This window comes from Nocardia alni, from assembly GCF_019038435.1.
In the GTDB taxonomy this organism is placed as follows: Bacteria; Actinomycetota; Actinomycetes; order Mycobacteriales; family Mycobacteriaceae; genus Nocardia; species Nocardia alni.
The window spans coordinates 64,104-78,799 of sequence record NZ_JAGPOX010000004.1; the positions used below are offsets into that span (position 1 = coordinate 64,104).

At 66.5% G+C, this 14,696-nt stretch carries 13 protein-coding genes; 3 read left to right on the forward strand and 10 right to left on the reverse strand.

Going from position 1 to position 14,696, the window contains the following annotated elements; all coding sequences use genetic code 11:
* Positions 1-53 precede the first annotated feature (53 nt).
* The 9 genes from JZ791_RS03135 to JZ791_RS03175 all read right to left on the reverse strand — a co-directional run bounded on the left by JZ791_RS03135 (position 54) and on the right by JZ791_RS03175 (position 10,970).
* Complete coding sequence (locus tag JZ791_RS03135) at positions 54-872, reverse strand: SDR family NAD(P)-dependent oxidoreductase (RefSeq protein ID WP_216892594.1); 819 nt, start codon at positions 870-872, stop codon at positions 54-56.
* A gap of 130 nt (positions 873-1,002) precedes the next feature.
* On the reverse strand, positions 1,003-1,884 hold the full coding sequence (locus JZ791_RS03140) for an acyl-CoA dehydratase activase (protein ID WP_216892595.1): 882 nt from the start codon (positions 1,882-1,884) through the stop codon (positions 1,003-1,005).
* Between the two features lie 22 nt (positions 1,885-1,906).
* Positions 1,907-3,283: a 2-hydroxyacyl-CoA dehydratase subunit D gene (locus JZ791_RS03145; RefSeq protein WP_216892596.1), complete on the reverse strand. Its 1,377-nt coding sequence runs from the start codon at positions 3,281-3,283 to the stop codon at positions 1,907-1,909.
* 17 nt (positions 3,284-3,300) lie between these two features.
* Complete coding sequence (locus JZ791_RS03150; protein WP_216892597.1) at positions 3,301-4,470, reverse strand: 2-hydroxyacyl-CoA dehydratase subunit D; 1,170 nt, start codon at positions 4,468-4,470, stop codon at positions 3,301-3,303.
* Positions 4,471-4,696: 226 nt separating this feature from the next.
* Positions 4,697-5,527, reverse strand: a complete 831-nt coding sequence (locus tag JZ791_RS03155; protein ID WP_308162742.1) for a PaaX family transcriptional regulator — start codon at positions 5,525-5,527, stop codon at positions 4,697-4,699.
* 47 nt (positions 5,528-5,574) lie between these two features.
* Complete coding sequence (locus JZ791_RS03160; protein ID WP_216892598.1) at positions 5,575-7,227, reverse strand: AMP-binding protein; 1,653 nt, start codon at positions 7,225-7,227, stop codon at positions 5,575-5,577.
* A 244-nt stretch (positions 7,228-7,471) separates the two neighbouring features.
* Positions 7,472-8,425, reverse strand: a complete 954-nt coding sequence (locus tag JZ791_RS03165; protein WP_254205134.1) for an acyl-CoA dehydratase activase — start codon at positions 8,423-8,425, stop codon at positions 7,472-7,474.
* 3 nt (positions 8,426-8,428) lie between these two features.
* The gene (locus JZ791_RS03170; RefSeq protein ID WP_216892599.1) at positions 8,429-9,769 is read right to left on the reverse strand and encodes a 2-hydroxyacyl-CoA dehydratase subunit D; all 1,341 of its coding nucleotides are present in this window, start codon (positions 9,767-9,769) and stop codon (positions 8,429-8,431) included.
* 28 nt (positions 9,770-9,797) lie between these two features.
* Complete coding sequence (locus JZ791_RS03175; RefSeq protein ID WP_216892600.1) at positions 9,798-10,970, reverse strand: 2-hydroxyacyl-CoA dehydratase subunit D; 1,173 nt, start codon at positions 10,968-10,970, stop codon at positions 9,798-9,800.
* Between the two features lie 191 nt (positions 10,971-11,161).
* Between JZ791_RS03175 and JZ791_RS03180 the strand changes: the two genes are divergently transcribed.
* The 3 genes from JZ791_RS03180 to JZ791_RS46390 all read left to right on the forward strand — a co-directional run bounded on the left by JZ791_RS03180 (position 11,162) and on the right by JZ791_RS46390 (position 14,206).
* Positions 11,162-12,004, forward strand: a complete 843-nt coding sequence (locus JZ791_RS03180; RefSeq protein WP_216892601.1) for a PaaX family transcriptional regulator — start codon at positions 11,162-11,164, stop codon at positions 12,002-12,004.
* Between the two features lie 130 nt (positions 12,005-12,134).
* Positions 12,135-13,283 (forward strand): helix-turn-helix transcriptional regulator, encoded by a 1,149-nt coding sequence (locus tag JZ791_RS03185; RefSeq protein WP_308162743.1) that lies wholly within the window; start codon positions 12,135-12,137, stop codon positions 13,281-13,283.
* On the forward strand, positions 13,280-14,206 hold the full coding sequence (locus JZ791_RS46390) for a helix-turn-helix transcriptional regulator (protein ID WP_216892602.1): 927 nt from the start codon (positions 13,280-13,282) through the stop codon (positions 14,204-14,206). Before JZ791_RS03185 ends, JZ791_RS46390 begins: the two co-directional genes overlap by 4 nt.
* Here JZ791_RS46390 and JZ791_RS03195 read toward each other — a convergent pair.
* Positions 14,172-14,495, reverse strand: coding sequence for a 2Fe-2S iron-sulfur cluster-binding protein (locus JZ791_RS03195; RefSeq protein ID WP_216892603.1), 324 nt, complete (start codon positions 14,493-14,495; stop codon positions 14,172-14,174). The genes JZ791_RS46390 and JZ791_RS03195 overlap by 35 nt on opposite strands.
* Positions 14,496-14,696: the final 201 nt, after the last annotated feature.

The following is a 14,696-nucleotide window of genomic DNA, read 5'->3' on the forward strand; positions in this document are numbered from 1 at the left end:
GGGGCCTTTCACTACTGGAAATATGACGGGCGGCGGATATTCCGCCGGTGACCTCAGGCCACCGAGATTCCGCCGTTGACGCTGACCACCTGGCCGGTGATATTGGCCGCCAGCGACGATGCGAGGAACAGGATGGTGTTGGCGAGGTCTTCGGGCTCGGTCAGGCCCAGATGCGCCTGCGCGGTGATCTTCTCGAAGATCTTCCTACTGAATTCGAGATTCATCGCCCGGTCGTAGGATCCGGTATTCGCGATCAGCGACGGGGTGATCGTATTCACCCGCACGCCATACCGTTTCGCCTCGACCGCGAGCGTGCGGGAGAACGTCACGATCGCCGCCATCGCCGCGCCGATGATGCATTCGCCCGGGGTCGGCACCTTCGCCGCGTCGGAGGCGATGTTGATGATCGCGCCGTGCCGCTGTTCTCGCATGACGCGCACCGCGGCGCGGCTGGTCAGAATCGGGCCGAGCGCCTGCTGGGTGAGCATGGCGGGAATCGCCTCGATGTCGGTGTCGTGCAGCAGTGTGGGCTGATAGACCGCGACGGTGGAGTTGACCAGGACGTCCAGACCGCCCATCCGGGCCGCGGCTTGCGCGACCACCTCGTCGGCGCGTACGGGCTCGTTGACATCGGCCGACAGGAACTCCGGCTCGCAGGCCGGGTTCGCCTCGGCGACGGCCTCGACGGCCTGCTTGCCGCGCTGCTCGTTGCGACCGACCAGTACCAGCTGCCGCGCGCCCGACCGGGCGAACCCGAGCGCGGTGGCCAGCCCGACACCGGAGGTGCCGCCGACCACCATGACCTTCGACTCGGTGAAATCGAATCCGGTGGCCGCGGGCCGTGGTCGGCCGCTATTCGTCTGTTCGTTCATGTGTGCTCCTCACATACGGGCCGCCTCCGCGAACCGGTCGTTAATGGTCATATGGATAGACCATATTTTTGGATAAAGGTGTGGTCAACGTTCCGCGCTCGTCCCGGTGAGGCGGACGCGCCGGACCGAATCAGTCGAGCAGACCCCGTCCGGCCGGGACGGCGCAGCGGCCGCAGTCGGTCGTTGCGCCGGTGGCCGAGATCAGCGGCAGGGGCTCACCCCGGGTACTCGGCTCGGCGGCGTCCCTGGCCAGCAGGGCGGCGCCGAACGCGCCGGTGATCTGCGGCTCGCGCGGGACGATCAGTGTGGCGTCCAGCGCCCGCGCCAGGAATTCCACAGCGCCGGGGTTCTTCGCCACACCGCCTGTCAGCACCACCGGTGTCCGCTTGCCCACCAGCGAGACCAGTCCGAGGATGCGAGCCGCCACCGCGCGATGCACGGACGCGGCGATATCGGCCGGATCCGCGCCCTCGGCGACCAGCGAGACGATCTCCGTCTCCGCGAATGTCGCGCACATGCTGCTCACCTCCAGATCCGCGGAACCCCGCAGGGCGAGCGCACCGATCTCCTGCACCTCGCATTCCAGAGCTCGGGCCAGAACCTCGAAGAAACGCCCCGTTCCGCTGGCACACCGGTCGTTCATGGCGAACTCGTCCACCAGACCGAGTGCATCGATGGTGATCGCCTTGCTGTCCTGGCCGCCGATATCGATGACCAGTCCGGCATCCGGCTGCCATTCGACGACACCGCGTGCGTGACAGGTGATCTCGGTGAACGTCCGGTCCACGCCGGGCACCAGCCGGCGCCCGTACCCGGTGCCGACGATGCGGGCGATATCCCCCGCCTCCAGCCCGGCCTGCCCCAGCGCCGCATCGATGGCGCGCCGCATGCCCTGCCTGCTCACCGCGCCCATCTGCACAACACTGGATCCCACGAGCGCGGCGTTCTCGTCGACGATCGCCGCCTTCGCGGTGGTCGAGCCCAGGTCGACGCCCAGGAAATACGAGGTCATCAGCAACTCCTTCGCGCCGCGCTCAGGCGATCTGTGCCCTGCTGCGCCGGATATCTATCGACTCGAGCATGGCCTCCAGTCGCGACTGGAGAATCTCGTCCCTATAGAAGGACGCGTCGGCGACGTCGCCCTCGAAGAACATCGACGGAATGCCGCGTTGTTTCTGCGCGGTATTGCCGAGCAGCCGTTGCGGGTTGGTGAATGCGCGGCAGGTACGGGACGAATGGAACACCATGCCGTCGATGCCGTAATCGTCGATATCGCGAAGCATCAGATGCTTCAGGGTTTTCACACCGTGGTTCGTCGGGCACAGCAGATAGTGCTGTGCCATGCCGAGCAGCGGATCCTCGGTGTCGATCAGATGCGGTTCCTGCCAGAAGGCGTTGTGGGTGTAGCGCCCGGCTACCACCGCGACGTCGTAGGCGGCGAATTTCTTCGCCAGCCAGCCGAGCTTGTTCCAGTTCATCATTCCGTCGAAGTACAGCCGGTAGCGCTCGGAGGCAATGCCGCCGACGCCGTTGTCCAGGCGCCACAGGATTTCGTCCTTGACGGCGGCGAAGTAGTCGACCAATTCCTGTCCGGCGGGCAGGAAGTTGATGTGCGCGATATTGGCGATCCAGTCCCAGTAGGTGGCCGGGGTCGGCGCGGCCCGGCACAGCGCCATCGCCTCGCGGCGCAGCTCGGAGGCCCGCTTGATGTAGGTCATGTTCTGCCGCAACGCATCCCAGTCGAAGGGCCGGCCGGTCTGCCCCTCGATGAACGTGATCAGTTCGCGTAGTTGCTCGACGACGTACCGAGACGCGTCGTCCCATTCGGTGCCGGTCAGATAGCCCGCGTCCTTGCCGTTACCCCACAGGAAGGGAAGCGAGACGTTGAAGATCGGCACCCGCTTCCCGAAGACCCGATAGGAGATCTCGTCCCATTGCTGCCCGGTGCTGCACCCGGCGTAGGCGTTGACGAAGAAATCCGGCGCGGGCAGCCGGCTCGCCAGCTCCTGCTGATCGATCATTCCGACGATGCCGTTGTGCCCCTCCGCCGCAACCCCGGCCTCGGTCGCCTGACGCGCCCGCTCGGTCAGCACCGCACACCCCAGGTGGGTCCGGGCGTAGGAGCACAGCTCACCGATGTAGCCGTATTCCGCACCCGCCTGCTGCGCCGGAACCTCCAGATGCTGCGCCGCCAGACGGGCGGAGAACGCCTCGCCGTGCGCCCATTCCAGACCCGCTGCCTGGAAGATGGGATTGACCGCGGAGCCGTTGTACCAAACCACCTGCTGGCCGCGTTCGCGGGCGGTGAAGATGTTCTCCCAGTAGTCGGCGACCATTTTGCCGCCGGATTTGGTGACGGTGAGCCGGTTGGCTTTGTTCTCGGCGATCGGGTTCTCGGTGATCGTGGTCATTGGTTACCTCCTGTGCGTCATACCTGGACCGGGGCGAGCCGATGGCGCCGGATGCGTTCCAGCAGCGCCTCGAGCCGGGTGCGGATGGATTCGACCGGCAGACCCTCGTGTTCGGTCTCGATCAGCAGATGCGGGATGTCACGGGAATCGAGCGCCTTGCGCAGTTCCGGGTAGAACAGCATGTGCGGTTCGCAGAACTTCGCCATGAGGACGATCACGCCCTCCGCGCCGCTGCGCTCGATCGTGTCGAGCAGATACGCGTCCCAGTCGACGTCGTGCTGCACCCTGGTCGGGCACGGCACCGCGACGTTGCGCCGCAGGTACCATTGGGACAGCGCGTCGATCGGATCGCCTTGCGCCCCAACGTCGGTCGAGATGTATCGCATCCCGTGGAACAGGTCGTCGTCGACCACGAGCGCGCCGCACTCCTCGATCAGGTCGAGCAGTTCGGTGCGCGGCGCGTGACAGAAATGGCCGGACAGATGCAGCCGGACGCGCTCGTCCCGCTCGACGGGCACGATGTGCTCGCGCACGATCCTGCCGAGCAGTTCGTTGTGCTCCGCTCGGTCCATGATCATGCTCGACTTGATGAACGCCTGAAGCTGCGAGGCGGTGAAAGTCGCGTCGCCGTCTCGGCGGGCCTCGTACAGCCTGCGCAGCAGCTGCCGTCCGGTGTCGAAGGTCCGGATGCTCGCCCGCAGATCCGCGTCCGTGATCTGTCTTCCGGCGAATATCTCCATCTGGGTACGGAATTCGGCCATCTTCAGGCGCACCTGCTCCGGGGTCCAGGGCTCCCCCATCGAGGACATGAACTGCCCGAAGTACATAGGCTTGTCCGGCTCCGACTCCCTGGTCACATCGACCGCCCCGAGCAGTTGGATGCAGTGATCGGCCAGGAAGAAGGCGTCGTAGATGCCGAGGCGTCCCTTGGCCGCCTGGTCGGCGACACTGCGGGTGTACCCGCAGTAGAACTCGGTCAGCAGGTTGCGGCCGACGGTGATCGTCTCCCGGCTCTCCTGGATGATCACCGGCAGCGCGCCCATGGCGTGTGCGATCTCGGCGGGGAAGTTCATGGGGAACGCGCCGACGACCGGTCGCCCGGTCCGCGCCTTCCACGCGGTGACGTACGCGTCCGGATCGGCGGCGATCCCGACCAGGGTCGCGATCGGGGATTTCGCTTCATTCATCGATGGGAACCTTCGGATCTCGCGGGCCGTGAGGACGGCCGAGCCGACCGGCTGTGAGGAGGGCCGCCACTGCGTAGCCGGTGTGGCAGGTGATGTGCCCGACACGGATCATGATGCCCCTAGTTTATACAGAAATCAACCTAGGATGATCGTTTTTGTATAACCTAACGCCGTGAACGTCCCCGACCTGCATAGATGGCAGGCGATCCCGCCGATATCTCGGACCTCAGCGCGGTGCGCAGTCCCGCACCAACTCCGCCCAGCGGGCATGGGCGGAGGCTCCCCAGCGCTCGCGGCATGCGCGAATCCTCGCCGCGCCCTCCCGGCCGATCCACTCCGGCAACAGTTCCTCGGGCAGGAACGGATCGCGCCGCATGAATCGCTGCTGCACGTTGAGCAGTTCGAGATACGCGAACAGCGTCTCGTCGCCGCCCTGCGGCTCCGGCAGGGCGTCCAGCTGATCCAGCAGGACCCGGTAGTGTGCCTCGAGATCGGTCAGATCCCATGCCTTCCCGGCGATTTCGTCGACATCCAGCCCGGCGCCGTGCACAGAACCCACCACGGACAACGCCGAGGTGCGCAAGCCCAGACCCTCGACCAGTTCACTCAGCTCCGCCCCGCGTTCCGTGTGCGGAGTCAGCCACACCCCCGGCACCGGATTGCCGAGCCCGAGCCAGGACAACCCGCCGTACAGCCGCTTGCGCGTGGTGCGCTGCTCGCCGGGCACGGTGACGAACAGCAGCAACCACCGGCCGTCCCATTCCGGCGGACCGGCCAGGAACGCCTCGGAACGATGGATACCGTCGGACACCACGGCGCGTCCCTTCGGCGCCAGGCGCCATTTCACCGCCCGGCCCTCCCGCTCCCGCACGACCCAGCCCGCGTCGGCCGCCCGCGCCAGCACCTGCCGCGCGGCATGTTCTTCGACGCCCAGACCGCCGAGCACATGTAGCAGAGCGGTCGTCCACGCGTCCTCGGGCGGCATGTACATCAATTCGCCGATCACGGTGAGCAGCAGGGACCTGGCGCTCGGCGCCGGCAGATTCAGCTCGAACACACTGGCATTCTTGCAGGACCGCGCGCTGTATCCGGCAACCCGGGCGGTCAACCGCCGATCGCCGCACCGACCGATCGCGCGCTGCGCTCCGGAAGGGTCACCGCCCGCAGCGCGCCGGAGACGATCTCGTCCCGGACACGGTACTTCTGGATCTTGCCCGACGGCGTCATCGGCAGTTCCTTGGTGAAGTACCAGAGCGAGGGCGTCTTGTGTGCCGCGATCCTTTCCCGGCACCATGCCTTCAACGCGGCCACATCGGGCGGGTTGTCCGGATCCTCGACCCGCACCACCGCGCCGATCTGCTCGCCCCATTTCTCGTCCGGTACGCCGATCACCACCGCTTCCGCGATCGCCGGATGCCGGAACAGCAACTCCTCGATCTCCCGCGGATAGATGTTGAGACCACCCCGGATGATCATGTCCTTGAGGCGGCCGGTGATTCGCAGAAATCCGCGGTCGTCCATCGTGCCGAGATCGCCCATGTGCAACCAGCCCGCGGCGTCGACCGTCGCGGCGGTCTCCGCGGGCATATCGGAATAGCCGAGCATGTTCTGGTAACCACGACAACAGATTTCACCCTGTTCGCCGATCGGGACGATATCGCCGTCCAGGTCGACGATCTTGATCTCGAGTTCGGGCAGTGGCTGCCCGACGGTGCGGGCCTGATCCACCGGATCGTCGGAGATGCGCGTCTGGCTGATCACGCCGTGCATCTCGCTCTGCCCGAACAGAATCGTGAATCGGCACCCGAGCCGCGCGATGACGCACTCGACCAGCGCCTGCGGCACCGCCGAGGCGCCCGACATGACGGTGTACATGCTCGACAGATCCCGGGTCTCGAAATCCGGATGCTCGAGTAGCGCGATCAACATCGTCGGCACCATCAACGAGTGTGTGCCACCGTAGGTTTCGAGCGTCTCCAGCATGAGCGCGGGCTCGAAACCCGGCAGCACCACAAAGCTGCCGTGCGCCGCGAACGTGCCCAGTTCGGTGACTCCGCCCCCGCCGATGTGATACATCGGCATGGCGTTGACGCACACCACGTTTCCGGACCGCCCGGCGCGCTCGAATACGAACGTGGCCTCGTTGACGATCCCCTTGTGGTGCAGCACAGCGCCTTTGGGGAAACCCGTGGTGCCGGACGTGTATTGGATCTGCACCGGATCGGTCGGCGACACCACCGGCAGCGGCTTCGCGGGATCCCCTGCCGCGCGGAACTTCTGCCAGTCGCGAGTCGGCACCGCCATGCGCAGCTCGGGAAGTTCGCCCGCGATGCCGCCGAGAATCTCCTCGAGGTTCGATCCGCGATAGCTCTCGCGGAAGAACACGCACGCCGCGCGGGATTGGCGCAGGATGTACTCCAATTCGTCGGCCCGATAGGCCGGATTGATGCCGACCACCACCATCCCCGCCATCGCGATAGCCTGCTGCAGAATCACCCAGTCCGCACTGTTGGGCGCCCAGATCGCGATGCGGTCACTGGGCGCGAAGTGCGCCAGCAGGGCACGGGCCACCACCTCGACGTCGTCGAGTAGTTCGCGATACGTCCATTCGCGCCGCTCGGCCGGATCGGGATCGCCGTCGATCAGCGCGACCCTGTCCGGCACCGCGGCGGCGGCCTCGCGGAGCAGCTCACCCAGGGTGATGTCGCGAACCCCCGAACTGTGCGAGGCCGGCCAGAAAGATTGCGTGAGGGTCATCGTGGGATCCGCCTTCAGAGTCTGCGGGAGTGAACAACGCTGTGGATTCGTCTGTCGCCGATCGGGCCCCGACTTGAGTAGATGTGTCGCCGATCACACACAATGTAGTACATATTTGGCACCTATGTCTACGAAAATGTCAAAGATTACTGATCGCCGCGTGGATGCCGGGCCCGCTACAGCGGCGGCCGTCACCCCGCGTCGGGTGCGACGCCGGCTGTCACGCCGCCACGCGCCTCACCGATCATCCTTTATGCCTTGATAATTCGATCGGCAACGCGGTCGCCCCCGGGGGAAGCGGGTGCTCGAGTACGCCGTTGCAGTCGAGGCAGTCACGGTTGCCGGTCGATGCCCATGCGGCGGCCTGCTCGTCGGCGACGGCGTCCCGATCGACGGGCGATCCGGCCTGTCCGAGGTATTCGTCACGGGCCAGCAGGCCCGCGCCGTAGGCGCCCGCGATCTGCGGCCGATCCAGAAATTCGAGCGGCCGATCCAGCGCACGGGCCACGAAGTGCCGAGCGGCCGGATTCTTCGCGACACCGCCCGTCATGACCACAGGGGACGCCCTGCCCACCTGCGCGACGAGACCCAGTGTGCGCGCGGCCACCGCTCGGTGCACCGACGCTGCCACATCAGCCTTCGAACGACCTTGTGCCAGTAGGGAAATAACCTCGGTCTCGGCGAAAGTCGCGCACATGCTGCTGACTTCGAGGTCGCCGGAACCCGACAGCGCCAACTCGCCCACCGCGGCGATATCCACTTCCAGCGCCCGGGCGAGTACATCGAAGAACCGGCCCGTGCCGCTCGCGCAGCGGTCGTTCATCGCGAACCGATCGACCAGGCCATCCTCGTCGACCAGGATGGCCTTGCTGTCCTGGCCGCCGATGTCGATCACCAACCGGACGCCCGGACGCAGCGCGGCCGCACCGCGCGCGTGGCAGGTGATCTCGGTGAAACTCCGGTCGGCGCCGGGAACCAGTTTGCGGCCGTAGCCGGTGCTGATGGTTCGCCCAATCCGATCGTCCGGCACTCCCGCGGCGGCGAGGGCGCCCGCGATCGCGCGGGCGACCGCGGCCGGGCTCACCGCGCCCATCTGCACGACGTCCGCCCCGCGCAGCGCCCCGTCCTGATCCACGACGACCGCCTTCGCCGTGGTCGAACCGAGGTCGACCCCCATGACGAACCACTCGCGGGTCATGACCTACACCCTGGCCTTCATCCGCTGCACGTCGATGGCTTCCAGCATCGCCTCGAGCCGGCTGTCGAACAGCTCGTCGTTGTAGAACGACGCGTCGGCGACGTCGCCCTCGAAGAAGAAGGATTTGACGCCCCGCTCACTCTCGGCGGTCCGGGCGAGTACCGCCTGCGGGTTGGTCATCGCGCGGCAGGTTCGGGTCGAGTGGAACGCGATGCCGTCGATGGCGAACTCGTCCAAGCGGCGCAGCAACAGCTCCTGCAGGGTCTTCAACCCGTGGTTCAGCGGGCACAGCAGATAGTGCTGCGCCATACCGAGCAGCGGATTCTCGGTATCGATGAGTTGTGGCTCCTGCCAGAAGGATTCGTGGGTGTAACGTCCCGCGACGACCGCCACGTCGTACTCGGCGAACTTCCGGGTGAGGAAGCCGAGTTTGTTCCAGTTCATGATGCCGTCGAAGTACACGCGATAGCGCTCGTCGCGTACCGCGCTCACACCGTCGGCGAGTCGCTGTTGGATCTCGGCCTTGACTCCGGCGAAATAGTCGACCAGGTCCTGGTTTCCGGGCAGGAAGTTGATCGGCGCGATACTCGCCACCCAGTCCCAGTAGGTCGCCGGGGTGGGCGCCTGCCTGCACAGCTCCATGCCCTCGAGCCGCAACTGCGAGGCGCGCTTGACGTAGGACATGCTCTCGCTCAACGCATCCCAATCGAAGGGCCGCCCGGTTCGCTGCTCCAGGAAGCCGATCAGCTCGCGCAACTGGCCTTCCACGTACCGGCTCACTTCGATCCACTCCTGGCCGCGCATGTAGCCCGCGTCGGGCTTGTTGCCCCACAGCATAGGAATCGAGACGTTGAACAAGGGGAGCTTGCGGTCGAAGACCCGATAGGTCATGGCATCCCACTGCTGGCCCGTGCTGCATCCGGCATAGCCGTTGACCAGGAAATCCGGCGCCGGCAACTTCGCGGCGAGCTCCTGCTGGTCGAGCATCCCGACCACTCCGCTGGAGCGGTCGCTGTTGCTCTGGTGTGTCAGCACCGCACATCCCAGGTGAGTCCTGGCATAGGAGCACAGTTCACCGATGTAGCCGTATTCCGCGCCGGCGGTCTGCGCGGGTTCCTCCAGGTGCTGAGCGGCCAGTCGAGCGGAGAACGCCTCCCCGTGGCACCACTCCAGCCCGGCGGCCTGGAACAGCGGGTTCAGCGCGGCGCCGTTGTACCAGACGACGTGCTTACCCCGTTCCTTGGCGGTGAAGATGTTCTCCCAGTAGTCGGCGACCAGCCGGCCGCCCATCCGGGTGCTGGTCAACCGGTTGGCCTTCTCGGCGCTCGCTTGCTGAACGGTCATGGTGAACTCCCTTGTGCGGTATGCGGATTCAGAGCGAGACGGCCGCAGGACGACGGCGGATGCGTTCGACGAAGGTCTCCATGCGCGTGCGCACCGTCTCCGCCGGAACGCCCTCGTGCTCGGTCTCCAGCAGCAGCAGCGGAATGTCGTGGGCGTCCAGCGCCTTGCGCAGTTCCGGGTAGTAGAGCATGTGCGGTTCACAGAACTTCGCCATCAATACCACGACGCCGTCCGAACGACTGCGCTCGATCGAGTCGATCAGGTATGTGTCCCAATCGATCTCCGCGGAGACCCGGGTCGGGCAGGGCGCTGCGCGGTTGCGTTCCAGATACCAGTCCGACAGGGCCGTGAGCGGATCACCGGACTCGGGGACGTCGGTGGAGATGTAGCGGAATCCGGTGTACAGATCGTCATCGACGACCAGCGCGCCCGATTCCTCGATCAGGTCGAGCAGTTCCGGGCGCGGGCCGTGACAGAAATGCCCGGACAGGTGCAGGCGCACCAGATCGCCCGGGGGTTCCGCGCTCGGGTCCAGCTGCGCCAGCAACCGATCGAGCAGCGCGGTGTGCTCCCGCACGTCCATGACCATGCTGGACTTGACCAGGGTCTGCATATCGCTCGCGGTGATCCGTGCGCGACCCGAGCGCCGGCGGTCGTACAGCTCGCGCAGGCGGCGTCGATTCTCGTTGAACGTCCGAATGCTCGCCGCGAGAGCCTCGGGGGTCACCGAGACCCCGAGGGCCGCTTCGACCTCGCGTGCGCATTCCTCGATCCGGCCGGTGACCCGCGACTTCGTCCACGGATCGTCCATCGCGCTGGTGAACTGGGCGAAGTGCAGCGGCTTGTCCGGGCGCGCCCAGCGGATCACGTCGACCGCGCCGAGCAGCTGGACGCAGTGGTCGGCGACGACGAAGGCGTCGAATACGTCCAGGCGACCGAGTGCGGCCTGGTCGGCCACGCTTCTTGTGTAGCCGCAATAGAACTCGGCGAGCAGGCTGCGGCCCTCGGTGATCGGGGTCGGGTCGTCCTGCACGATCACCGGCAGCGCACCGGCGGCGTGCACGATCTCGGCGGGGAAGTTCATCGGGAACGACGCGATCGCGAGCCGCCCGGACTCCGCCTTCCACTGCGCGACGTACGCCACCGGATCGTCGGCGACAGTTCGCAACACCGACATCACTGCCGGGTCCAGTTCGTTCATCTCGAGCCCCTCGGCCTCTCGGACGGCCGCACGGCGGGCACTCGAACGCCCGCGGCAACCGCTTCGCTGATAAGACATAATTGGACACCTAGTATCCGAAAGTGTCAAACATGAAGGACCGGATCTCCCATCCAGCGGCTCGGTGCGGGGTACAGCGACTACGCAGCCAGCGGCTGAGCGAACATGGGAGTATGTCCGATTCCGATTCGACGCCGTCGTCCACGAAAGACACATCGACCCGAAGTGCCCGATCCGTCCTCATCACGGCACTCGGCGAATTGGTCGAACCGTATCGGCAACCGGTTCGGACCGCGGCGCTGCTGTACGTATTGGCCGGGCTGGGCTTCGGGGCGCACTCGAGCCGCCAGGCCGTCGCGCGCACCGCGGCCGCGGGTTTGATCACCTCGCAGCGCGTCGGGCGCGAGACGCTGTGGAGCCTCACCGACACTGCACATCGCCTGTTCACCGAAGGGGATATGCGGGTGTTCTCCACCGATATCGACACCACGCAGTGGGACGGGCAATGGCTCGTGCTCAACGTCGCGATCCCCGAATCGCATCGTTCGACCCGCAAGAAGCTCTACGCAGCACTGCGCTGGGCCGGATTCGGCAATCCGACCCCCGGAATGTGGGTGACTCCGCACATCCTTCGCGCGGCGGAGGCGGCCAAGGCACTGGACGCCCTGGGCCTGACGGACAATTCGGTGTCCTTCATCGGAACCACCAGCGCCGCAGGTATTTCCGAGGAGGAGCTGGTCCGGCGGTCCTGGGATCTCGCCGCGGCCGAACTCGCCTACGACGAGCTACTCGACCGTTTCGATTCCCGGCGGTTCACCACCGACGACGAACTGCTGTTCGCCCATGTCCAACTCGCCGACTCGCTGCGGCGCATGACCTATATGGACCCTCGATTGCCGGAGGTCCTGCTCCCCCACTGGCGCGGGCAGCAGACGGCCAAGCGGCTGCGCGACCTTCGCGCCGAGTGGACACCCGACGCGCACGCGCACTGGCATCGCGTCGCCGACCTGGGCTGACCGCCGCCGAACGCACCGCCAGATTTTTTGGACATACCATATACATGGTATCCTGTGGGATGGGTCACAGGACGTCGTCGTCGACGAACCACCGCCGCGCGTCGGTGACCGCTCGTGCGAGGAGTGGACAGTGGTTGTGCAGTCAGTGACGACTCCGGCCGGCCGCAACAGTGACGCGCATGTGGCCGAACAGGCCTTCGCGGAGTTGGTGGAGCTGATCGGCCCGGATCCGGAACTGCTGCGGCTGCAGGAGTTCAACCCGAGCCTGTCGCTGGTGCGCGATTACGCCGGTCGCGCGCTGCGCACCGGACTGCCCTCCCCCGAGGTCACCGTCGCGGTCGCGACGATCCTAACCACTGTCGACACCGCCATTCGCGCCGACATCGCGCGCCGCGTGCGGGTGCACAGCAGGCAGTTCAGCGGCCTGACCCGGGTGGCGCGGGCGATCGACAGCGCGGGCAGCGCCTGTCTGTCGGACGTACTGACGCGGGAGCTGTGCACCGCCCTGGGCTACGGCAAGGCCATGTATTCGGCGGTGTCCGGGTCGTCCTGGTCGCCGGTCTCCATCTCGGTCAACCCCGAACTGCGTGGCGACTTCGATCCCCTGGTCGCCGCGGTGAACGGTAGTTCGATCCCGCTGCGTGACGCACCGCGCGAGGCGGAACTGGTTCGCCGCCGCCGCTTGTACGCGGTCGGGCCAAGCGAGGTCAATCGTCACACCTACCGCCCGCTGCTGGAGCTGAGCCGACCGGCCGGATATCTCGCGGTGCCCGTCGTCGTGGCCGACCGCGCGATCGCGATCATCCACGTCGACCGCCACGACAACGACCTGAACGAGGCCGACTTTCATCTGATCACCACCCTGGCGCAGGCGTGCTCCCTGGCCACCGAATCGGCGCGACTGCGTGCCGCGATCACCGACCAGAACCGGCGCACCACCGCCGATCTGGATCGGCTCGAGCGCGCGCTGCGAGCGCTGGAACGCGCCGGCGTAACCCTCGACGACATCGGAGAACATCCGGGCGAGCAGCGCACGGAATGCGAAACCGCCACGCCGACAGCGGATTACCCGGCCACCCTCACCGCACGCGAACGTGACGTGCTGGCGCTCGTCGCCACCGGCGCCACCAACGCGGCGATCTCGCGCCGCCTGTGCATTTCCGACGGCACGGTGAAGTCTCACGTCCAGCGCATCTTCAAGAAGATCGGAGTGAGTACCCGGGCCGAGGCCGCCGCGCAGTACGCGGGCCGCCGATCGCTGCCGGAATTCTCCCGGTGAGCAGCGGCGACGAACAGGCGAGCGCCGCCGATCTGATCGCCGCCATGCGCACTGCCTCCGGGCCGGATCTGACCGAGCTGGGCCGTCGGCTGGCCGACCAGCTCGACCGGGAAAAGTCGCTGCGGGACAACGAGATCGATGAGCTTCGCCGCAATGCCCAACGACTCGATCGAGCGGTGGCGGAGCTGGCCGCGTCCACCTCCAGCACCGAACTGCTGCGATGCGCGTGCGCGGCCCTGGCCGAGATCTGCTGCGCCCGCTGCGTTCTGGCCTCCGGCATCGAATCCGGCAGAGCCACACCGGTCGCGGTCTACCGAGCCGACGCCGGGAGCGAGATCCCGGCGGCCTATCCACTGCCCCCAGGGTCGGCGGAGGCACGCACGATCGTGCCCGGGAGCGCACCGATCACCGGCCGTCCGGTCGACGAGCTGGGCCACCTGTTCTCCGACGGCTGCACGATCATGGCCGTCGGCGTCGAGGACACGCCCGCGGTGCTGATTCATATATCCGGGCAACTCGGTGCCGCACAACATGATTCGGCCATGCTGCTGATCGAGGTCCTCGGCGGCTGCCTGCAGAGGCTGGGTCTGGCCGCGCGCCGGGCGCGGCAGCTGGACCTGTTGCGCTCGAGCGGCATCGCGCACGAGAACCACGACGAGGCGCCGGCCGGCATCGAACCGGACCCGGCCGCACCGCCGTTCACCGAGCCGCTGACCGAGCGGGAGACCGAGGTCCTGCGCCTGATACTCCGGGGCGCGTCCAATATCGCCATCGCCACCGAGTTGGTGATCACCGTCGACACCGTGAAGTCCCATGTCAAACGCATCCTGCGAAAGCTGGGAGCGACCAACCGCAGTGAGTTGATCGCCCGTCACTCCGCCGCCGGAATCACACGCCGTTCGATTGCGCCACCGTCACGGTGACCGTCTCGATAGTCGCGTTCAGGACCAGCTGACAGGCCAGCCGGGAGCAGGGGCGCGCGCCCTCGAGGTATTCGAGCAGGTCCTGCTCCTCCATCGACGGCTCGCCGAACGCCTCGGCGGCATCGTCCTCGACATAGACGTGGCAGGTGGCGCACGAACAGCTACCACCGCATTCGGCGACGATGCCCGGCAGATTGTTGCGCACGGAGCCGTCCATCACGGTCTGCCCCGCGGGCACGTCGACCGAACTGGCCGAGCCGTCGGGCAATTGATAAACAACGGTGGGCATGGGTCCTCCTGGCGACGAACACTGAGTGATGTGCTCTCAGTCTGCGAAGCGACCGGGAATCCCCGCATCCCCACGACGGTCGATTACCACCGGCAATAGGGGTGAGACCGGTCTTCGATTACCCCCTTTGTGCCGACAGTGTTCGGACATCGGTGTGATGTCACTCACCCGTCCCGCTGACACGCTGGGTAGCACTTCCTG